The following is a 16,229-nucleotide window of genomic DNA, read 5'->3' as shown; positions in this document are numbered from 1 at the left end:
TAGGGTGCGCCCGTGGAACTGATGCTCACCCTCGTCAGCGGGCTGGCCTGGACGCTCGTGTACGTCGAGGCCGTCCGGGTCGGGTTCCGGGACCGCACGTACGCGATGCCCGTCGCCGCCCTCGCGCTCAACCTCGCCTGGGAGGCCGTCTACGCCGCCAACGACGTCCGTACCGGGCTGTCCCCGCAAGGGGTGGTCAACCTGGTGTGGTGCGCCGCCGACCTGGTGATCGTCTACACCTACCTGCGCTACGGGCGCGCCGAGCTGCCGGCCTTCGTGACCCGGCCGGTGTTCGCGGCGTGGAGCGCGCTCGTCTTCGCGACCGGCTTCGCCGTGCAGCTGCTGTTCCTCGCGCACTTCGGCGCGCACGACGCCTCGCGCTACGCCGCGTTCCTGCAGAACCTGCTGATGTCGGGGCTGTTCCTGGGCCTCTACGCCGCCCGGCGCGGCCCGCGCGGGCAGTCGCTGGTGATCGCCGTCGCCAAGTGGCTGGGCACCCTCGCGCCGACGGTGCTGTTCGGGGTGATGGAGGGGTCCGGATCCGGGTCCAGGTCCGGGTCCGGGTCCGGGTCCGGGTTCGTCCTGGGGCTGGGCGTGCTGTGCTCTGTGTTCGACCTCGTGTACATCGGGCTGCTGGTGTGGGGCAGGGGCAGGACCGAGGTCGAGGCGGCCTCGCCCGGGGGCGGTGGCGGCGCGGGAGCGCGGGGCTCCGAAGCCCTCCCCTAGAAGCCGGACGGGCCCATCGCGATGACCGGGTGGGCTGCCGGGTCCAGGGTCTCCAGGAGCTGCTTCATCGCCGCCCTGGGCAGGCCGACGCAGCCCTGGGAGGGGCCGTCGTGGTCGACGTGGAGCCAGATGTTGCCGCCCCGGCCCTTGCCGTCCGGCATCACCGGGTCGAGCGGGGACACGCCCTGGCGGCGGTTGTAGTCGATCGCCACGACGTAGTCGAAGGAGCCCTGTAGCGACTCGCCGTTCACCCCGGGCCCCGAGGCGACGAAACCGGAGTCCTGGTCGTACGGCAGCTTCGTGCCGGGCGGGGCCGACAGCAGGCCGCCGGCGTCGCTGAGGGAGAAGACGCCCTGCGGGGAGGTCAGGTCCCCGTACTCGCGCTCGGTGGACCAGCCCTTGGCGCCGTTGCGGGCGGGCCACTGGGCGGCCCGCACCCAGTCCGCGCCGGGGGCGGGGCGGGTGTACAGGCCGACGGTGGACTCCGAGGAGTCCTTGGCCTTGCCGGTGACGAGGACCAGCTGGCGCGCCTCGGCCGGGATACGGGCCCGGGTGGTCTCGCTGAGGGCGGCGGCCGGGATCCCCTGGAGGGCGTCGGGACGGCGGCCACCGCGAGCGGCGTGTCCGGGGGGCCCGGCGTGGGCCTTGGGCCGGGCATCGGAGCGGGCCGGCGGCACGGGCGCGCCGGGCTGTTCGTAGAGGGCGTGCACCCATCCGGCCCCGAAGAGCAGCAGCCCGGCGGTGGCGACCAGCACCAGCGCCCGCGACGGCCGCCCGGCCGCCCCACGCCGCCGCCGGGCGCGTTCCGACGCACGGGCACGGGCACGGGGGCTGGAGGCGGGACCGGACCCGGATCCGGCTCGACGGTGCTTGCTCATCCCCCCGACGGTACATCAGCTGATCACATTTACCGGCGACCCGGGTTCCGGTTCACCGGGGTGGCTCCGGCTGGGGGTGGGCGGTGCACCCTTCACCGGGGTCGGTGGAGTGTCGGGGGCTTCCCGCCAGTCCACTGTCCTTTCGTGCCGGTCCGGCCTGTCAAGGGCGCTCCTTCGTCGCGTCGCTCCGCGATCGCCTGCGGCGACCCTTGACAGACCGGCCCGTCCCGAAATGCCAAAGACTGTCGGAAAGCCCCCGAAGGAACGGCATGGGCCAACCTCAGGATCTGCGACACGGTCCGGAAATGCGACGACTCGTTCCGCCCGGCAGACCGGCCATCCGGCCCCGCTGCGAAGCCATCCCCCCAGCCGGGCAGACGGCCGCCCCAGATCGCTACGCGCTCCTCCCGTTTCAGCGTCCGCCCGCCGTCAAGGGCTGATCCCCACACCTCATGCCAATGAGGACGTCATCGGGGCCGGTGGGCGCCCCAGATCGCTACGCGCTCCTCGAATCTCTGTGTCCGGCGGCCGTCCAGGGCTGATACCCGCACTCAATGACGACGGGACGGGCATCCGGGGGCCGCGGGACGCCACAGATCGCTACGCGCTCCTCGAAGCTCGGCGGCTGGCCGACTTGGTGGGCCGATATCCGCACCCGATGCCCATCAGGACGTCATCGGGGCCGCCAGGGGCGGCAGAACGCCACGGGCTGCTCGAAGGTCAGCGGCCGACGGACGTGCGGTCCGAGGGGTGGTGGGTGGGGTTCCAGAGCTGGTCCGCCTCGCCGCGGGCGAGGTGTTCCTCGTAGATCCGTACCTTGTAGCGCACCACGTCCAGGGCTTCTTGCAACTCCCGGATCTGCTCCTGGACGTGCTCCTCGTGCCGGCGCAGCAGATCGAGGCGGTCGCGTTCGTTGCCCGCGCCCTGGCGGGCCAGCTCGACGTACTCCCGGATCGCGGCCAGCGACATGCCGGAGGAGCGGAGCTTGGTGCAGATCGCCAGCCACTCCACGTCTTCCTCGTGGTAGATCCGACGGCCGTTGGACAGGCGGCGCACCGGGTTGGCGAACAGGCCCTCCCGCTCGTAGAACCGCAGCGCGTGGACGCTCAGCCCGCTGCGCTTCGCCACCTCGCCGATGCTCAGGTCCATAGTGACTCCGGTCACGTGCTTATTGATCTAGACCCGACTCTAGCTTCTACCGTCGACTCGTCGGCCAGTCGGACGATCGGAATTGGGGGAGAACATGAGCGTTTGGTTCGTCACTGGTGCATCGCGTGGGCTCGGCGCGGAGATCACCCGGGAGGCGCTGGAGCGAGGACACAGCGTGATCGCCACGGCGAGGGACGCGTCGGCCGTGCTCAAGGCGTACCCGGAGAAGCCGGAGGGCCTGCTGGCGGTGAGCGCCGACGTGACCCGACCGGAGCAGTTGGCGCTCGCGGTGGAGGCCGGGCTGGCGGAGTTCGGGCGGATCGACGTCGTGGTCAACAACGCCGGCTACGGGCTCGTGGGCGCGATCGAGGAGACCTCCGACCAGGCTGCGCGGGACCTGTTCGACGTCAACGTGTTCGGCGTGCTCAACACGTTGCGGGCGACGCTGCCCACGCTCCGGTCCCAGCGGTCCGGGCACGTCCTGAACATCGGCTCCGTGGGCGGCTTCGCCACCGCTCCTGCGGTGGGTCTGTACGGCGCGTCGAAGTTCGCCCTCGAAGGCATCTCGGAGGCACTGCACGGCGAGCTCGCACCGCTCGGCGTCCGCGTCACCATCATCGAACCGGGCGGCTTCCGTACCGACTTCCTCAACAGTTCGAGCATCCGGTTCGAACCCGCCACCATCCCCGACTACGCCGTGGGCGCGGGTCCGGTGCGCGAGGCGCTGGCCACGAACGACGGCCGCCAGCCCGGCGACCCCGTGAAGGGCGCCAAGGCCATCGTCGACATCACCGAGGTCGCCGAACCGCCGCTGCGCCTGCAGCTGGGCACGGACGCGGTCGAACGCGTCGAGGCGAAGCTCGCCCTGGTCCGGCGCGAACTCGACGCATGGCGCCACACGGCGGTCTCCACCGCCATCTGAGACCGCAAGCAAAAGGCCCCGACCTCCCTGAGGAGGCCGGGGCCTTGATCGAGCGCTGGGCAGGCCTTGCACCTGCATCCCCCCACAGGAAGTGGGGTGCCTTTCCTTGGACCACCAACGCCAGTCCCACCACCGGTTTCCCGGCCGCGAGCTCGAGATGAACTTTACAGCCAAGATCAGGCCGAGACCACCCCCAGCCGGCAAGAACCGGAATCCTGCCGCCACCTGACGTCCCCACCATCCCCCACTGCTCCCTTTGTGCGGATATCAGCCCACCAAGTCGGCCAGCCGCCGAGCTTCGAGAAGCGCGTAGCGATCTGTGGCGTCCGGCGGCCCCGATGACGTCCTGATGGGCATGAGGTGCAGGTATCGGCCCCGGACGGCCGTCGGACGCCGAAACGGGAGGAGCGCGTAGCGATCTGTGGCGCCCACCGGCCCCGATGACGTCCTCATTGGCATGAGGTGCGGGGATCAGCCCTGGACGGCGGGCGGACGCTGGAACCGGAGGAGCGCGTAGCGATCTGGGGCGGCCGTCTGCCCGGCCGGGGGGACGGCTTCGCAGCTGGGCCGGATGGCCGGTCTGCCGGGCGGAACGGGCCGTCGCATTTCCGGACCGTGTCGCAGATCTTGAGGTTGGACCATGCCGTTCCTTCGGGGGCTTTCCGACAGTCTTTGGCATTTCGGGACGGGCCGGTCTGTCAAGGGTCGCCGCAGGCGATCGCGGAGCGACGCGACGAAGGAGCGCCCTTGACAGGCCGGACCGGCACGAAAGGACAGTGGACTGGCGGGAAGCCCCCGACACCCCACCGACCCCGGCGAAGGGGCACCGCCCACCCCCAGCCGCAGCCACCGCCCTCCAGCCGCAGCCACCGTCCCACCCCTCCCACCCCCGGCCCCGCCGCCGTACCCTGCGATGATGAGAACTCCGCGTCAGGCAGCGCGCATTGTCGTCCTCTCCCCCAGCGGGTCGGTGTTCCTGTTCCGGGAGAACAACGTCGAAGTCGGCATCCACTGGCTGCCGCCGGGCGGCGGTATGGATCCTGGCGAGACCCCCGAGGAGTGCGTGCGGCGGGAGTTGCGCGAGGAGACCGGGTGGACCGACCTGGAGCCGCAGCGGCTGCTGTGCACCTGGGAGCACGACTTCACCCACGAGGGCATCCCCGTCCGGCAGCACGAGCACATCTACGTCACCACCGGCCCCCGCCGGGAGCCCGTCCTCGAGGACCCCGGCATCCACTGGCAGTGGCTCTCACCGGAGCGCCTCGCCACCCTCGGCGAGCCCCTCTGGCCCCCGCGCCTGCCGGACCTCCTCGCCGGCACCCAGGCCGAACCGGTCCACTTCGGCCTCGTCACCTAGCCCCGCCGGCCGGCCCTCCACCGCCCGGCCTCAGCGCACCCGTTCGACCCGCCGCTCGTCCCACACCGGTTCCGCGGTCTCCCGGACGACCCCGTCCGAGCCGAACACCAGGTAGCGGTCGAAGGAGCGGGCGAACCAGCGGTCGTGCGTCACCGCCAGCACCGTGCCCTCGTACGCCTCCAGGCCCTCCTGCAGGGCCTCCGCGGACTCCAGGTCGAGGTTGTCCGTCGGCTCGTCGAGGAACAGCGCGGTGGTCCCCGCCAGCTCCAGCAGCAGGATCTGGAAGCGTGCCTGCTGTCCGCCCGACAGCTTGTCGAAGGGCTGGTCCCCCTGGCGTTCCAGCTCGTACCGCCGCAGCGCCGACATCGCCCCGCCCCGGTCCTTGGCGTGCTCGGTCCACAGGATGTCCACCAGGGTGCGTCCCACCAGCTCGGGATGGGCGTGCGTCTGGGCGAAGTGGCCCGGCACCACGCGTGCGCCCAGCTTCCACGCACCCGTGTGCCGGACGTCCTCACCCGCCAGGAGCCGCAGGAAGTGCGACTTGCCGGAGCCGTTCGAGCCGAGGACCGCGACGCGCTCCCCGTAGAAGACCTCCAGCGAGAACGGCTTCATCAGCCCGGTCAGCTCCAGCTCCTCGCAGACCACGGCCCGTACGCCGGTGCGGCCGCCCTGCAGGCGCATCCGGATCTCCTGCTTGCGCGGCGGCTCCGGCGGCGGGCCGATCTCCTCGAACTTGCGCAGCCGGGTCTTGGCCGCCTGGTAGCGCGAGGCCATCTCGTCGCTGCGGGCGGCGTACTGCCGCAGGTCCTGCACGAGCCGTTTCAGCTGCGCCCGCTTCTCGTCCCAGCGGCGCCGCAGTTCGTCGAAGCGTGCGAAACGCTCCTCCCGTGCCGCGTGGAAGGTCCCGAAGCCCGCGCCGTGCACCCACACGTCGGAGCCGGCGGGACCGGGTTCCACCGCCACGATGCGCTGCGCGGCCCGCGCCAGCAGTTCCCGGTCGTGGGAGATGAACAGCACCGTCTTGCGGGTCTCCCGCAGCCGCTCCTCCAGCCAGCGCTTGCCGGGCACGTCGAGGTAGTTGTCCGGCTCGTCCAGCAGCAGCACCTCGTCCGGGCCGCGCAGCAGCGCTTCCAGCACGAGCCGTTTCTGCTCGCCGCCGGACAGCGTTCGCACCTCCCGGAACTGGGCCCGGTCGTACGGCATGCCGAGGGCCGCCATCGTGCACATGTCCCAGACGGTCTCGGCCTCGTACCCGCGGGCCTCGGCCCAGTCGCTGAGCGCCTGGGCGTAGGCCAGCTGCGCGGCCTCGTCGTCGACCGTCATGATCAGGTGCTCGGCCGCGTCCACGGCGGCCGCGGCCTGCCGGATCCGCGGCTGCGACACCGAGACCAGCAGGTCGCGGACCGTGCGGTCGTCACGCACCGAGCCGACGAACTGGTGCATGACCCCGATGCCGCCGCTGGAGGTGACGGTCCCGCCGTGCGGCTGCAACTCCCCCGAGAGCAGCCGCAGCAGCGTGGTCTTGCCCGCACCGTTGGCGCCGACCAGCGCGGCCACCGACCCCTCGCCCACTCTGAACGAGGCGTCGCCGAGCAGCACCCTCCCGTCGGGCAGGTAGTACTCCAGGTGCGAGGCTTCGAGATGTCCCATGGCCCGATACTCGGCCGCACCGCGGGGACGGCTCAACGCATTTTCAGACGGAACGGGCGGTGCCGATGGCCCCCGCGGACCCGCCCGACCCCGGCGGTTTCCGCGGGGCGGAGCGGTGGGTGTGCCAGGCCGCCAGGGCCTCGTCCCTCGTGCCGCCCGGATGGTCCGCGTGCCAGGCGCGCAGGAAGCGGTTGAACTCGAACTGGGCGCCGATCTCCTGGGGTCCGGCCGCCGCCGCCCGGGTGGCGTGCCAGTGGGCGACCGCTTCGGCCAGGGTGCGGCCCGGGTTCTCCGCGATGTAGGCGCGCATGTACCCGTCGAAGTGGAACCCCGGCCCGGTCTCCCGCCGGAAGTACTCCCGCAGCACCTGGCTGCAGCGCTGCCCCTCGGGGATGACGGAGTCCCCGTCCACCGGCGCGGACAGCTGCCGGACGGCCGCGGGCCGGCGGGCGGCGGCGGTGGGGAGCGGCTTGCCGTCGAGCACGGCCCGCAGCCGTTCCCCGAGCGCGGCCTTACCGCCGCCGCGGGGTACGCCGAGCCGCCGGGCCAGGTCGGTCAGCTCGGCCAGCGTCCAGTACCAGCGGGCGAGTTCGTCACCGGTGAGGGCGGGAGTGAGGGGCGGGCGCTCCCCCGGGGCCGGAGGCCCCGGAGCCGCCGGCCCGGCGTCGGGATTCGAATGCACGTTCCCATACTAGAGCCCGGGTCGGAGCCGGTAGCCGCCCGCCGCCAGGGCCGAGTCGGCGGGCCGGGTCGAGCACTTCGGGATGTCCGGGGTGCCCTCCTCGGCCGGGGGCGTGAGGCCGACGCGCGCCTCGTCGGGCCGGCCGCCCGGGCCGGGGACGTGGAAGCTGAGGCCCATGCGGGCCGGCAGGGGCCTGCGGTTCAGGAACGGCTCCCACGCCGGGCCGGCGTCGACGATCCGGCCCGTCACGGACACCTCCGTGCCGTCCACCCTCAGGCAGTCGACGACGAAGTCCCCCCAGTTGAAGTTCGCGGGCTGACCGTCCTTGGCGGGCGAGTAGTGCTGGATGCGGAAGACCCCCCAGGAGCGGGTGGCGGTGGGGGAACCCGCCGGGGCGAACAGGCCGTGGGCGTCGACGGAGATCTGGACGTCGTCGCGGGGGTCGCCGTAGGCCATCCGCGCCCACCCGCTGATCCCACCCACTGCGGGGACGGCCGGTCCGGCGGGGACGCCCGAGCCGGCGGAAACGGCCAGCCCGACGCGGACGCCCTGGCCGACGGGGGCGCCAAGTCCGGCGGGCACGCCCGGTCCGGCGGGGACGGCCGAGTACGCCTCCGCCACCGAGGACGTCCCCGTCGCCGGGGGCGCCTCCGTCGCCGAGGCCGGGAGGCAGGCCGTGGCGGTGAGGGCGGCGGCGAGGGCGAGGGGTGCGGCGAGGCGCAGCAGGAGCGTGCGGTGCATGGCGGTGGTCTCCTCCGGGAGCGGCGGTCGGGTCGCCCCCGATCCTGGCCGGAAACCACCCGCCGGACATCGCGCCCGGGAGGGAGGCGCCCTCCCCCGCCCGAGGGAGGACGGGTGCGCCGGCCGGGGCCGGCCGGGGATGCCTGGGGGCGGCCGAGGTCACCCGGGGATCGGCCCGGGACCAGCCGGAACCGCCCCGGAATTGGCGGCATCACCCGGGACGCCCCGGGACCAGCCGGGACCGCCCGGGACGCTCTGGGGCCGACGGGGACGCCCCGGGACCAGCCGGGACCGCCCGGAGGCCGGCCGGGACCAGCCGGAACCGCCCCGGAATTGGCGGCATCACCCGGGACGCCCCGGGACGCCCCGGAACCAGCCTGGACCGCCCGGGACGCTCTGGGGCCGACGGGGACGCCCCGGGACCAGCCGGGGCCGCCCGGAGGCCCACCGGGGCCGCCCGGAGGCCGGCCGGGACCGCCCGGCTACCCCGCCCCCCGGCACCCCGCCGCCCCGCGGACCCGTCACCGCTGGGGCGCGGTGGCCTTTGCGTACAGCTGGGCGGCGTAGTCGCCGAGGATGGTGCTCGTGGAGACGTCGTCCGTGTCGCCGCCCGTCAGGATGCCGATGATCTTGCCGTCGCGGCCGAGCCAGGCGCTGCCGCTGGTTCCGCCCGGGAAGTCGGCGCAGTCGAAGCGCTGCTCGCGCTCGCTGGTGCGTACGGAGACCGCCGTGCAGGTGCGGGGGACCTTGCGGTCGGCGGGGTAGCCCGTCACCGTGACCTCCTCGCCCGCGCGGCCGCTGGTGTCGAGGGCGGCGCCGCCGGTGAGGTCCTCGATGTTGCGGCCCTTGTCGTCGGGGGCGAGGCGGGCGAAGGCGAGGTCGTAGTCGTCGTCCGTGTCGTCGGCCCAGCGCTTGTCCTCGAAGACCTGCTCTATCTTCCAGACCCCGTACGGAGCGACGCCGTTCGTGTACCCGGGTGCGAAGACGGCGCCCCCGTCGCGGGACTGCTGCCCTTCCAGGAGGCAGTGCCCGGCGGTGACGAGCATGTTCTTGCCGGGGCTGCGGACCACCGTCGCGGTGCAGAAGTGGTCGCCGTCCAGGCTGCCGGTGAACAGGGCCCCGGTGAAGGCGGCGGCCTTGGCCTGGTTGGGCGCGGCGGGCGCGGCGGGGGTCTGGCGGGGCTTGCCCAGCTGTGGCTTCGACGCTTGCGGGCGCGAAGAGGCGTTCGGTGAGCCGGAGGGCGCGGCGGCCGACTTGGCGTGCACGGGGGCGGTCGCCTCGGGCGGCGGGACGAGTTCGGCGACCGCCGCCGAGGCGCCCAGTGCCGCCACGGCACACAGCACCGCCGTCACCACGGACCGCTTGTCCACCGCCATGATCCCTCCCGCTTTGCCCTGGCGAAGCATGCCCCGGCAACGGCCCGGGGTGCAAGGTCCGGCCCTCGCGCGCCGCTGGGATGGCGGGATCGCGGCCCTTGGGGCCGGCCGGGCCCCGACGCGTCAAACCCCTTTACAAACCGCGCCGTTGCCGTAGTCTCCCCCTCGTCAGCAAAACAGCGTCTGGGGGAAACAGTAATGCTCGGGATCATCACCACCGCCGTCACCGCCGCCGCGCTCGCCGCTCCCGCCGCCGGCCTCTTCACCCACCGCGCCGTACGCCGGTCCGCGAACGCCCGCCTGATGCGCATCGACACGCCGAACGGCATCGACGAGCAGGGCTTCGTCCGCATCGGCGGGATCGACCAGTGGATCTCGGTGCGCGGCGAGGACCGCGCCAACCCGGTGCTGCTGGAGCTCCACGGCGGCCCCGGCGCGGCCAACTCTCCCTACGGGGCCCGCACCCGGGCCTGGGAGGAGCACTTCACGCTGGTCCGCTGGGACATGCGCGGCAGCGGGCTGACCTTCGCCCACGGCGGCCCCTCGGGCCAGGGCGGCGAGCCGTCCTTCGAGCGGCTGTACGCGGACGCGCTGGAGGTCGTCCACCACGTCCGGGAGCGCCTCGGCGTCGACCGGGTGGTGCTGCTGCCGAGCTCCTTCGGCACCGTGTTCGGGCTCCGGCTGGCCCGCAGCCACCCCGAGCTGTTCTCGGCGTACGTCGGCACCGACCAGAACGTCCTGGAGCCCGGGCGGGACACCTCCGCCTACGACGCCACGCTGGAGCGGCTGCGGGCGGCCGGGAAGAAGAAGGACGCGGCGGAGATCGAGGCGATGGGACCGGACCCGCGCCGCTGGACCCCGGCGCAGCGGTCCTCGTACGACAAGCGGTGCGCCGGCAGCGACCCGCTCACCCTCGACACCGTGAAGAAGGTGATCCTCGGCTCCATGTGGCTCTCGCCGCTGTACTCCCCCGGCCGGATCGCCGCCTACTTCAAGGGACAGGGCTTCTCGCAGCCCGTCACGGCGGGCACGCACGGCTTCGACGACTGGGCCGAGGGGACCCGCTTCGAGGTGCCGTTCTTCGTCTTCCAGGGCGCCCTGGACGTGATCACCCCGGCGGCCCGCGCCCGGGCCTACTTCGACGCGGTGGAGGCACCGGTGAAGGCCTTCGCGCTGATCGAGGACGCGAGCCACTTCGCGGCACTGCGCCGCCCGGACCGCTTCCTGGAACTGCTGCTGACGCACGTCCGCCCGGTGGTGACGGGCGGACGCGTGCCGACCGCCGGCGTCTGAGCAGGCGCGAGGGCCCGGCGGGGCCGGACGCCGAAGCCGCAGGGGGGGTGGGGCGCCGGTGCGGCCGGGCTCCCCACCCCCCTGCCGCCGTCTCAGGCCCCCGCCCAGAGCCCCTCCGGGGTGAGCCCCAGCAGGTCGATGGCGTTGCCGCGCACGATGCGGTCGACCACCTCGGGGTCCAGGTGGCCCATCTGGGCCTCGCCGACCTCCCGCGACTTGGGCCAGGTGGAGTCCGAGTGCGGGTAGTCCGTCTCGTAGAGGACGTTGCCGACGCCGATGGAGTCGAGGTTCTTCAGGCCGAACGCGTCGTCGAAGAAGCAGCCGAAGACGTGCTCGGCGAAGAGCTCGGACGGCGGCCGGTGGACCTTGTCGGCGACCCCGCCCCAGCCGCGGTTCTCCTCCCAGACCACGTTGGCGCGCTCCAGGATGTAGGGGATCCAGCCGATCTGGCCCTCGGCGTACATGATCTTCAGGTTGGGGAAGCGCTCGAACTTGCCGCTCATCAGCCAGTCGACCATCGAGAAGCAGCAGTTGGCGAAGGTGATGGTGGAGCCGACGGCCGGCGGGGCGTCGGCGGAGGTGGACGGCATGCGCGAGGAGGAACCGATGTGCATGGCGATGACCGTGCCGGTCTCGTCGCAGGCCTGGAGGAAGGGGTCCCACGCGTCGGTGTGGACGGACGGGAGCCCCAGGTGCGGCGGTATCTCGGAGAACGCGACGGCGCGCACCCCCCGCGCGGCGTTGCGGCGCACCTCCTCGGCGGCGAGCTGCGCGTCCCACAGCGGGATGAGGGTCAGGGGGATGAGGCGCCCCCGGGCCTGGGGCCCGCACCACTCCTCCACCATCCAGTCGTTGTACGCGCGGACGCCCAGGAGGCCGAGTTCGCGGTCCTTGGCCTCGGTGAAGGTCTGGCCGCAGAAGCGGGGGAAGGTGGGGAAGCAGAGGGCGGACTGGACGTGGTTGACGTCCATGTCGGCAAGGCGCTCGGGAACCGAGAAGGAGCCCGGGCGCATCTGCTCGTAGGTGATGACTTCCAGTTTGATCTCGTCACGGTCGTACCCGACGGCGGTGTCGAGGCGGGTGAGCGGCCGGTGCAGATCCTCGTACACCCACCAGTCGCCCACGGGGCCCTCGTCGCCCTTCGCGCCCATGACGGGGGCGAACTTGCCGCCGAGGAAGGTCATTTCCTTCAGGGGGGCGCGGACGATCCGGGGTCCGGTGTCGCGATATCTGGACGGGAGCCGGTCCCGCCAGACGTGAGGGGGTTCGACCGTGTGGTCGTCCACCGAGATGATCTTCGGGAAGGTCTCCATACCCCTTACGGTAGCGCTGATCTGACGAACCGTCAGCTATTCGGACGCCAGTCGTTCCCCGGCCAGGAGCGGATGGCTCCGCCGCGGGCTGACGCGTACGTTCAACACAAGGCAGACTTGCCCTTGAACCGACGGAAGGCAGGGGGAGGACAGATGGACGGCGGACCGGCCATCCCGCACCAGCCGCGCGTCTCCGACGGTCCCGGCACGGCCGGCGCGCCCGGCACGACCGCGGCCCCCGGTGCGCCCGGCGGGTCCCGCGCGGCCGGAACACCCGGATCCGCGGCAAAAGCCGGAGCCGCAGGTGCCACAGGAACCGCAGGAGCCGTAGGTGCCACAGGAACCGCAGGAGCCACTCGAACAACCGCAGCGGCCCGGGCGACCGGAACCGCAGCGGCCCGAGCGACCGCAGCGGCCGCCCCGACCGGAGCCACCGGAACCACCGGAACCACCGCGCCGACCGCAGCGCCCCGAGCCGCCGCAACCACCCCGATGACCGGAACCGCCGCCGCGGCCGCCGCCGCACCGGCCGCCGGGGACAACCGCTTCGCCGTGCTCGGGCCCATCCGGGCCTGGCGCGGCAGCCAGGCCCTGCCCTCCGGCAGCCCCCAGCAGCGCGCCCTCCTCGCCGCACTGCTCCTGCGCGACGGCCGCACCGCCACCGCGCCCGAGCTGATCGACGCCATCTGGGGCGAGGACCCCCCGCAGCAGGCCCTCGCCACCATCCGCACCTACGCCTCCCGGCTCCGCAAGATCCTCGACCCCGGGCTGCTCGTCAGCGACGCCGGCGGCTACGCCATCCGGCTGCGCCACCAGGAGTCCCTCGACCTCGGCATCGCCCGCGGCCTCGCCTCCGACGCCGAGCAGGCCCGCACCGCCGGGGACCGCGCCCTCGCCCGTACGCTGCTGGCCCGCGCCCTGGACCTGTGGGACGGCGAACCCCTCGCCGGGGTCCCCGGACCGCACGCCGAGACCGAGCGCACCCGGCTCACCGAATGGCGCTTCCAGCTGCTGGAGACCCGCCTCGACCTCGACCTGGAGGTCGGCCAGCACGCCGAGGCCGTCTCCGAGCTCACCGCCCTCACCGCCGCCCACCCGCTGCGCGAGCGGCTGCGCGAGCTCCTGATGCTCGCCCTCTACCGCAGCGGCCGCCAGGCCGAGGCCCTTGCCGTGTACGCCGACACCCGCCGGCTCCTCGCCGACGAACTCGGCGTGGACCCGCGGCCCGAGCTCTCCGCCCTCCAGCAGCGCATCCTCAACGCGGACGCCGAACTGGCCCGCACCGAGGACCCCGCCCCGGCCGCCGCCCCCGCACCCGTACGACCCGCCCAACTACCCGCCACCGTGCCCGACTTCACCGGCCGGGCCCCCTTCGTCAGCGAACTCGGCGACATCCTCTCCGGCGGCGACGGGCAGGTCATGGCCGTCTCCGCACTGGCCGGCATCGGCGGCGTCGGCAAGACCACCCTCGCCGTGCACGTCGCGCACGCCGCCCGCCCGCACTTCCCCGACGGCCAGCTCTACGTGGACCTCCAGGGCACCGAACCGCGCCCCGCCCTCCCCGAAGCCGTCCTCGGCTCCTTCCTGCGGGCCCTGGGCACCCCCGACAGCGCCATACCCGACTCCGCCGCCGACCGGGCCGCCCTCTACCGCTCCACCCTCGACGGCCGCCGCGTCCTGGTCCTCCTCGACAACGCCCGCGACGCCGCCCAGGTCCGCCCGCTCCTGCCGGGCACCGCGGGCTGCGCGGCCCTCGTCACCAGCCGGGTCCGGATGTCGGGCCTCGCCGGCGCCCATCTCGTCGACCTCGACGTGATGAGCCCCGAGGAGGCCCTGCAGCTGTTCACCCGCATCGTCGGCGCCGAACGCGTCGGCGCCGAACGCCAGGCCGCCCTCGACGTCGTCGGCGCCTGCGGGTTCCTGCCGCTGGCCATCCGCATCGCCGCCTCCCGGCTCGCCGCCCGCCGCACCTGGACCGTCTCCGTCCTCGCCGCCAAACTCGCCGACGAACGCCGCCGCCTCGATGAACTCCAGTCCGGCGACCTCGCCGTCAAGGCCACCTTCGAGCTCGGCTACGGCCAGCTGGAACCCGCCCAGCAGCGCGCCTTCCGCCTCCTGGGCCTCGCCGACGGCCCCGACATCTCCCTGCCCGCCGCGGCCGCCGCCCTCGACCTGCCCGAGCACGACACCGAGGACCTCCTGGAGGCCTTAGTCGACTGCTCCCTGCTGGAATCCGCCGCCCCCGGCCGCTACCGCTTCCACGACCTCGTACGCCTCTACGCGCGTGCGTGCGCCGAACGCGACGAGCGGCCCGACGGCGGGCGCGAGGCCGCCCTCGACCGGCTCCTCGACTTCTACCTCGCCACCGCCTCCCGCGTGTACGCCCTGGAGCGGCCCGGCGACCGGCTGCCCGCCCACCTCTCCGAGACCCGCCACCCCGGCCTCGTCCTCACCGAACCCCGCGCCGCCCTGGACTGGCTGTTCGCCGAGGCCGACCCGCTGCTGGCCTGCGTGCGCCAGTCCGCCGGACGGCCACAGGCACTGCGCCGGGCCGTGGACCTGCTGTGGGCGGCCAAGGACCTCTCCGAGTCCGGCGCCAACTCCAAGCAGTACGAGTCGGCGGCGCTGACCGTGTGCGAGGCCGCCCGCGCCGCACAGGACCCGCGCACCGAGGGCCGCGCACGGACCACCCTCACCATGGTCCACCTCTTCGTGGGCCGCTTCGCGGAGGCCGACGAACAGGCCCGCCAGGCCATGGAGCTGGCCCGCCTGGCCGGCGACCCGCTGCCCAGCTGCTGGGCGCCCAACGACCGCGGGATCATCGCCCTCTACCAGAAGCGGCACGAGGACGGCGAACGCTTCCTGCTGGAGGCCATCGAGAACTTCCGGGCCGACGGCAACTTCATCGGCGAGGCCAGCGCCCTGTGCAACCTCTCCCGCATCCACGTGGTCCTGGGCCGGATGTCCAGCGCCATCGACCTCGCCCAGCAGGGCATCGCCATATACGACCGGATGGGCCTGACCCTGCGCCTGGCCAACGGCCGCTACGCCCTGGGCATCGCGCTCACCCAGGCCGGGCGGCTCGCGGAGGCACTGGACCAGCTCGGCGAGGCCCTGTCGCTGTTCCACGACAACCGGCAGCCGCTGTGGGAGGGCGTGACGCACTTCCGGCTCGCCGAGGCCCACCTGGCCGCCCAGCGGCCCGCCCTGGCCGCCAAGCACGCCGAACAGGCCATCGCGCTGCGCGGCATCGGCGGGGAGTGGCGCCGGGCGACGGTCCTGACGGTCCTCGGCAAGGCGCTGCGGCGGCTCGGCCAGCCCGACCGGGCGCGCGCCTGCTGGCGGGACGCGGAGGCGGTGTTCCTGCAACTCGGTTCGGCGGAACTGGCCGAAGTACAGGCCCTGCTGGCGTCCGAACTGGCCGCCTGAGCGTCTGACCTGGAGTCCTGCTCGATGGACGACCGCGTTCATCGTTCGTTTATCGCCGCGCGGCAGGATGAGTGCAACGACCCGGGGCGTCGGGGGGCACCCGGGCCGGATGGAGGACAACCCGTTCGGCGGTCCACGGGGGAATCGCCGAACGGGCCCGACAACCACCGGGCACCACACGAGATCAGGAGAGAGTCGATGGCGACGAACGAGAACATCCTGCCGCTCGACGGCGACATCAGACCGCTCGACAACCACGCCTCGGGCGCCGACGTCAACCCGTTGGACGCCCCGCCGGCCGAACCGCCGGCCGTGGCCAAGCCCGGCGAGAAGCCGCTGGACAACCACGCCTCGGACCTCGACATCGTGTCGATGGACAACCACGCGTCCGGCCCCCGCCCGTAAGGGACCGGGGACCACGGCAGGACGGACGTAGGGGGACGGGGGACCCACGGGGGAGACGTACGGGGGACTTTGGGCGGTCGTACGGGGGACGTACGGGGGGACCGCCCGAGGACGTACGGGGGAACCACGGGGGAAGCACCACGGGGGAAGCGCCACGGGGGAAGCGCCCGCGCGGCCGCATCACGGGGGGGCTGCACCACGCGGGATGCACAACGGGGGATGCACGACGGGGGCTGCACCCGGGGGGATGCGCCACCGGCAAGGAGCACGGCGTACGGGGGAACGGGCGGGCGAGCCCACGGGGGATT

The 16,229-nt window shown here is 73.4% G+C and carries 13 protein-coding genes and 1 tRNA gene; 6 read left to right on the top strand and 8 right to left on the bottom strand.

Going from position 1 to position 16,229, the window contains the following annotated elements:
- The first annotated feature begins 21 nt into the window (after nucleotides 1–21).
- Nucleotides 22–726 (top strand): hypothetical protein, encoded by a 705-nt coding sequence (locus B4U46_RS20585; protein ID WP_237293341.1) that lies wholly within the window; start codon nucleotides 22–24, stop codon nucleotides 724–726.
- On the opposite strand, the gene B4U46_RS20580 is transcribed toward B4U46_RS20585, so the two are convergent.
- Both B4U46_RS20580 and B4U46_RS20575 read right to left on the bottom strand, forming a co-directional pair.
- Nucleotides 723–1,604 (bottom strand): L,D-transpeptidase family protein, encoded by an 882-nt coding sequence (locus tag B4U46_RS20580; protein WP_100863124.1) that lies wholly within the window; start codon nucleotides 1,602–1,604, stop codon nucleotides 723–725. The two genes, B4U46_RS20585 and B4U46_RS20580, sit on opposite strands and share 4 nt — an antisense overlap.
- Before the next feature lie 720 nt (nucleotides 1,605–2,324).
- The gene (locus tag B4U46_RS20575) at nucleotides 2,325–2,753 is read right to left on the bottom strand and encodes a MerR family transcriptional regulator (protein WP_079429202.1); all 429 of its coding nucleotides are present in this window, start codon (nucleotides 2,751–2,753) and stop codon (nucleotides 2,325–2,327) included.
- A gap of 94 nt (nucleotides 2,754–2,847) precedes the next feature.
- Here B4U46_RS20575 and B4U46_RS20570 point away from each other — a divergent pair, with 94 nt between their 5' ends.
- Complete coding sequence (locus B4U46_RS20570; protein WP_079429201.1) at nucleotides 2,848–3,675, top strand: oxidoreductase; 828 nt, start codon at nucleotides 2,848–2,850, stop codon at nucleotides 3,673–3,675.
- A 51-nt stretch (nucleotides 3,676–3,726) separates the two neighbouring features.
- Here the strand turns inward: B4U46_RS20570 and B4U46_RS37480 are convergent.
- A tRNA-Gly gene (locus B4U46_RS37480) sits at nucleotides 3,727–3,796 on the bottom strand.
- A gap of 795 nt (nucleotides 3,797–4,591) precedes the next feature.
- On the opposite strand from B4U46_RS37480, the gene B4U46_RS20560 reads away from it, so the two are divergent.
- The gene (locus B4U46_RS20560) at nucleotides 4,592–5,032 is read left to right on the top strand and encodes an NUDIX hydrolase (protein WP_079431886.1); all 441 of its coding nucleotides are present in this window, start codon (nucleotides 4,592–4,594) and stop codon (nucleotides 5,030–5,032) included.
- 30 nt (nucleotides 5,033–5,062) lie between these two features.
- Here B4U46_RS20560 and B4U46_RS20555 read toward each other — a convergent pair whose 3' ends face one another.
- The 4 genes from B4U46_RS20555 to B4U46_RS20540 all read right to left on the bottom strand — a co-directional run bounded on the left by B4U46_RS20555 (nucleotide 5,063) and on the right by B4U46_RS20540 (nucleotide 9,481).
- On the bottom strand, nucleotides 5,063–6,682 hold the full coding sequence (locus B4U46_RS20555) for an ATP-binding cassette domain-containing protein (protein WP_079429200.1): 1,620 nt from the start codon (nucleotides 6,680–6,682) through the stop codon (nucleotides 5,063–5,065).
- Between the two features lie 43 nt (nucleotides 6,683–6,725).
- Complete coding sequence (locus B4U46_RS20550; protein WP_079429199.1) at nucleotides 6,726–7,364, bottom strand: DUF6434 domain-containing protein; 639 nt, start codon at nucleotides 7,362–7,364, stop codon at nucleotides 6,726–6,728.
- Nucleotides 7,365–7,373: 9 nt separating this feature from the next.
- On the bottom strand, nucleotides 7,374–8,105 hold the full coding sequence (locus B4U46_RS20545) for a hypothetical protein (RefSeq protein ID WP_079429198.1): 732 nt from the start codon (nucleotides 8,103–8,105) through the stop codon (nucleotides 7,374–7,376).
- Between the two features lie 521 nt (nucleotides 8,106–8,626).
- Nucleotides 8,627–9,481: a trypsin-like serine peptidase gene (locus tag B4U46_RS20540; protein WP_237293022.1), complete on the bottom strand. Its 855-nt coding sequence runs from the start codon at nucleotides 9,479–9,481 to the stop codon at nucleotides 8,627–8,629.
- Nucleotides 9,482–9,679: 198 nt separating this feature from the next.
- On the opposite strand from B4U46_RS20540, the gene B4U46_RS20535 reads away from it, so the two are divergent.
- Nucleotides 9,680–10,774, top strand: coding sequence for an alpha/beta fold hydrolase (locus B4U46_RS20535; protein ID WP_079429196.1), 1,095 nt, complete (start codon nucleotides 9,680–9,682; stop codon nucleotides 10,772–10,774).
- Between the two features lie 92 nt (nucleotides 10,775–10,866).
- Here B4U46_RS20535 and B4U46_RS20530 read toward each other — a convergent pair whose 3' ends face one another.
- Entirely contained in the window at nucleotides 10,867–12,087 is a 1,221-nt protein-coding gene (locus tag B4U46_RS20530; protein ID WP_079429195.1) for an amidohydrolase family protein, read from the bottom strand.
- Between the two features lie 492 nt (nucleotides 12,088–12,579).
- Between B4U46_RS20530 and B4U46_RS20525 the strand changes: the two genes are divergently transcribed.
- Nucleotides 12,580–15,516 (top strand): AfsR/SARP family transcriptional regulator, encoded by a 2,937-nt coding sequence (locus B4U46_RS20525; protein WP_079429194.1) that lies wholly within the window; start codon nucleotides 12,580–12,582, stop codon nucleotides 15,514–15,516.
- Between the two features lie 198 nt (nucleotides 15,517–15,714).
- The gene (locus B4U46_RS20520) at nucleotides 15,715–15,921 is read left to right on the top strand and encodes a hypothetical protein (RefSeq protein WP_079429193.1); all 207 of its coding nucleotides are present in this window, start codon (nucleotides 15,715–15,717) and stop codon (nucleotides 15,919–15,921) included.
- Nucleotides 15,922–16,229 lie beyond the last annotated feature (308 nt).

The organism is Streptomyces katrae (assembly GCF_002028425.1).
Classification (GTDB): Bacteria; Actinomycetota; Actinomycetes; order Streptomycetales; family Streptomycetaceae; genus Streptomyces; species Streptomyces katrae_A.
Note: the sequence above shows the minus strand (reverse complement) of the source record. Positions and strands in the feature narration are given on the sequence as shown.

Bases quoted from the DNA above. Each gene is read 5' to 3' on its own strand.
- B4U46_RS20585 (WP_237293341.1), top strand. From the start codon at position 22: ATGCTCACCCTCGTCAGCGGGCTGGCCTGGACGCTCGTGTACGTCGAG.
- B4U46_RS20580 (WP_100863124.1), bottom strand. From the start codon at position 1,604: ATGAGCAAGCACCGTCGAGCCGGATCCGGGTCCGGTCCCGCCTCCAGC.
- B4U46_RS20575 (WP_079429202.1), bottom strand. From the start codon at position 2,753: ATGGACCTGAGCATCGGCGAGGTGGCGAAGCGCAGCGGGCTGAGCGTC.
- B4U46_RS20570 (WP_079429201.1), top strand. From the start codon at position 2,848: ATGAGCGTTTGGTTCGTCACTGGTGCATCGCGTGGGCTCGGCGCGGAG.
- B4U46_RS20560 (WP_079431886.1), top strand. From the start codon at position 4,592: ATGAGAACTCCGCGTCAGGCAGCGCGCATTGTCGTCCTCTCCCCCAGC.
- B4U46_RS20555 (WP_079429200.1), bottom strand. From the start codon at position 6,682: ATGGGACATCTCGAAGCCTCGCACCTGGAGTACTACCTGCCCGACGGG.
- B4U46_RS20545 (WP_079429198.1), bottom strand. From the start codon at position 8,105: ATGCACCGCACGCTCCTGCTGCGCCTCGCCGCACCCCTCGCCCTCGCC.
- B4U46_RS20540 (WP_237293022.1), bottom strand. From the start codon at position 9,481: ATGGCGGTGGACAAGCGGTCCGTGGTGACGGCGGTGCTGTGTGCCGTG.
- B4U46_RS20535 (WP_079429196.1), top strand. From the start codon at position 9,680: ATGCTCGGGATCATCACCACCGCCGTCACCGCCGCCGCGCTCGCCGCT.
- B4U46_RS20530 (WP_079429195.1), bottom strand. From the start codon at position 12,087: ATGGAGACCTTCCCGAAGATCATCTCGGTGGACGACCACACGGTCGAA.
- B4U46_RS20525 (WP_079429194.1), top strand. From the start codon at position 12,580: ATGACCGGAACCGCCGCCGCGGCCGCCGCCGCACCGGCCGCCGGGGAC.
- B4U46_RS20520 (WP_079429193.1), top strand. From the start codon at position 15,715: ATGGCGACGAACGAGAACATCCTGCCGCTCGACGGCGACATCAGACCG.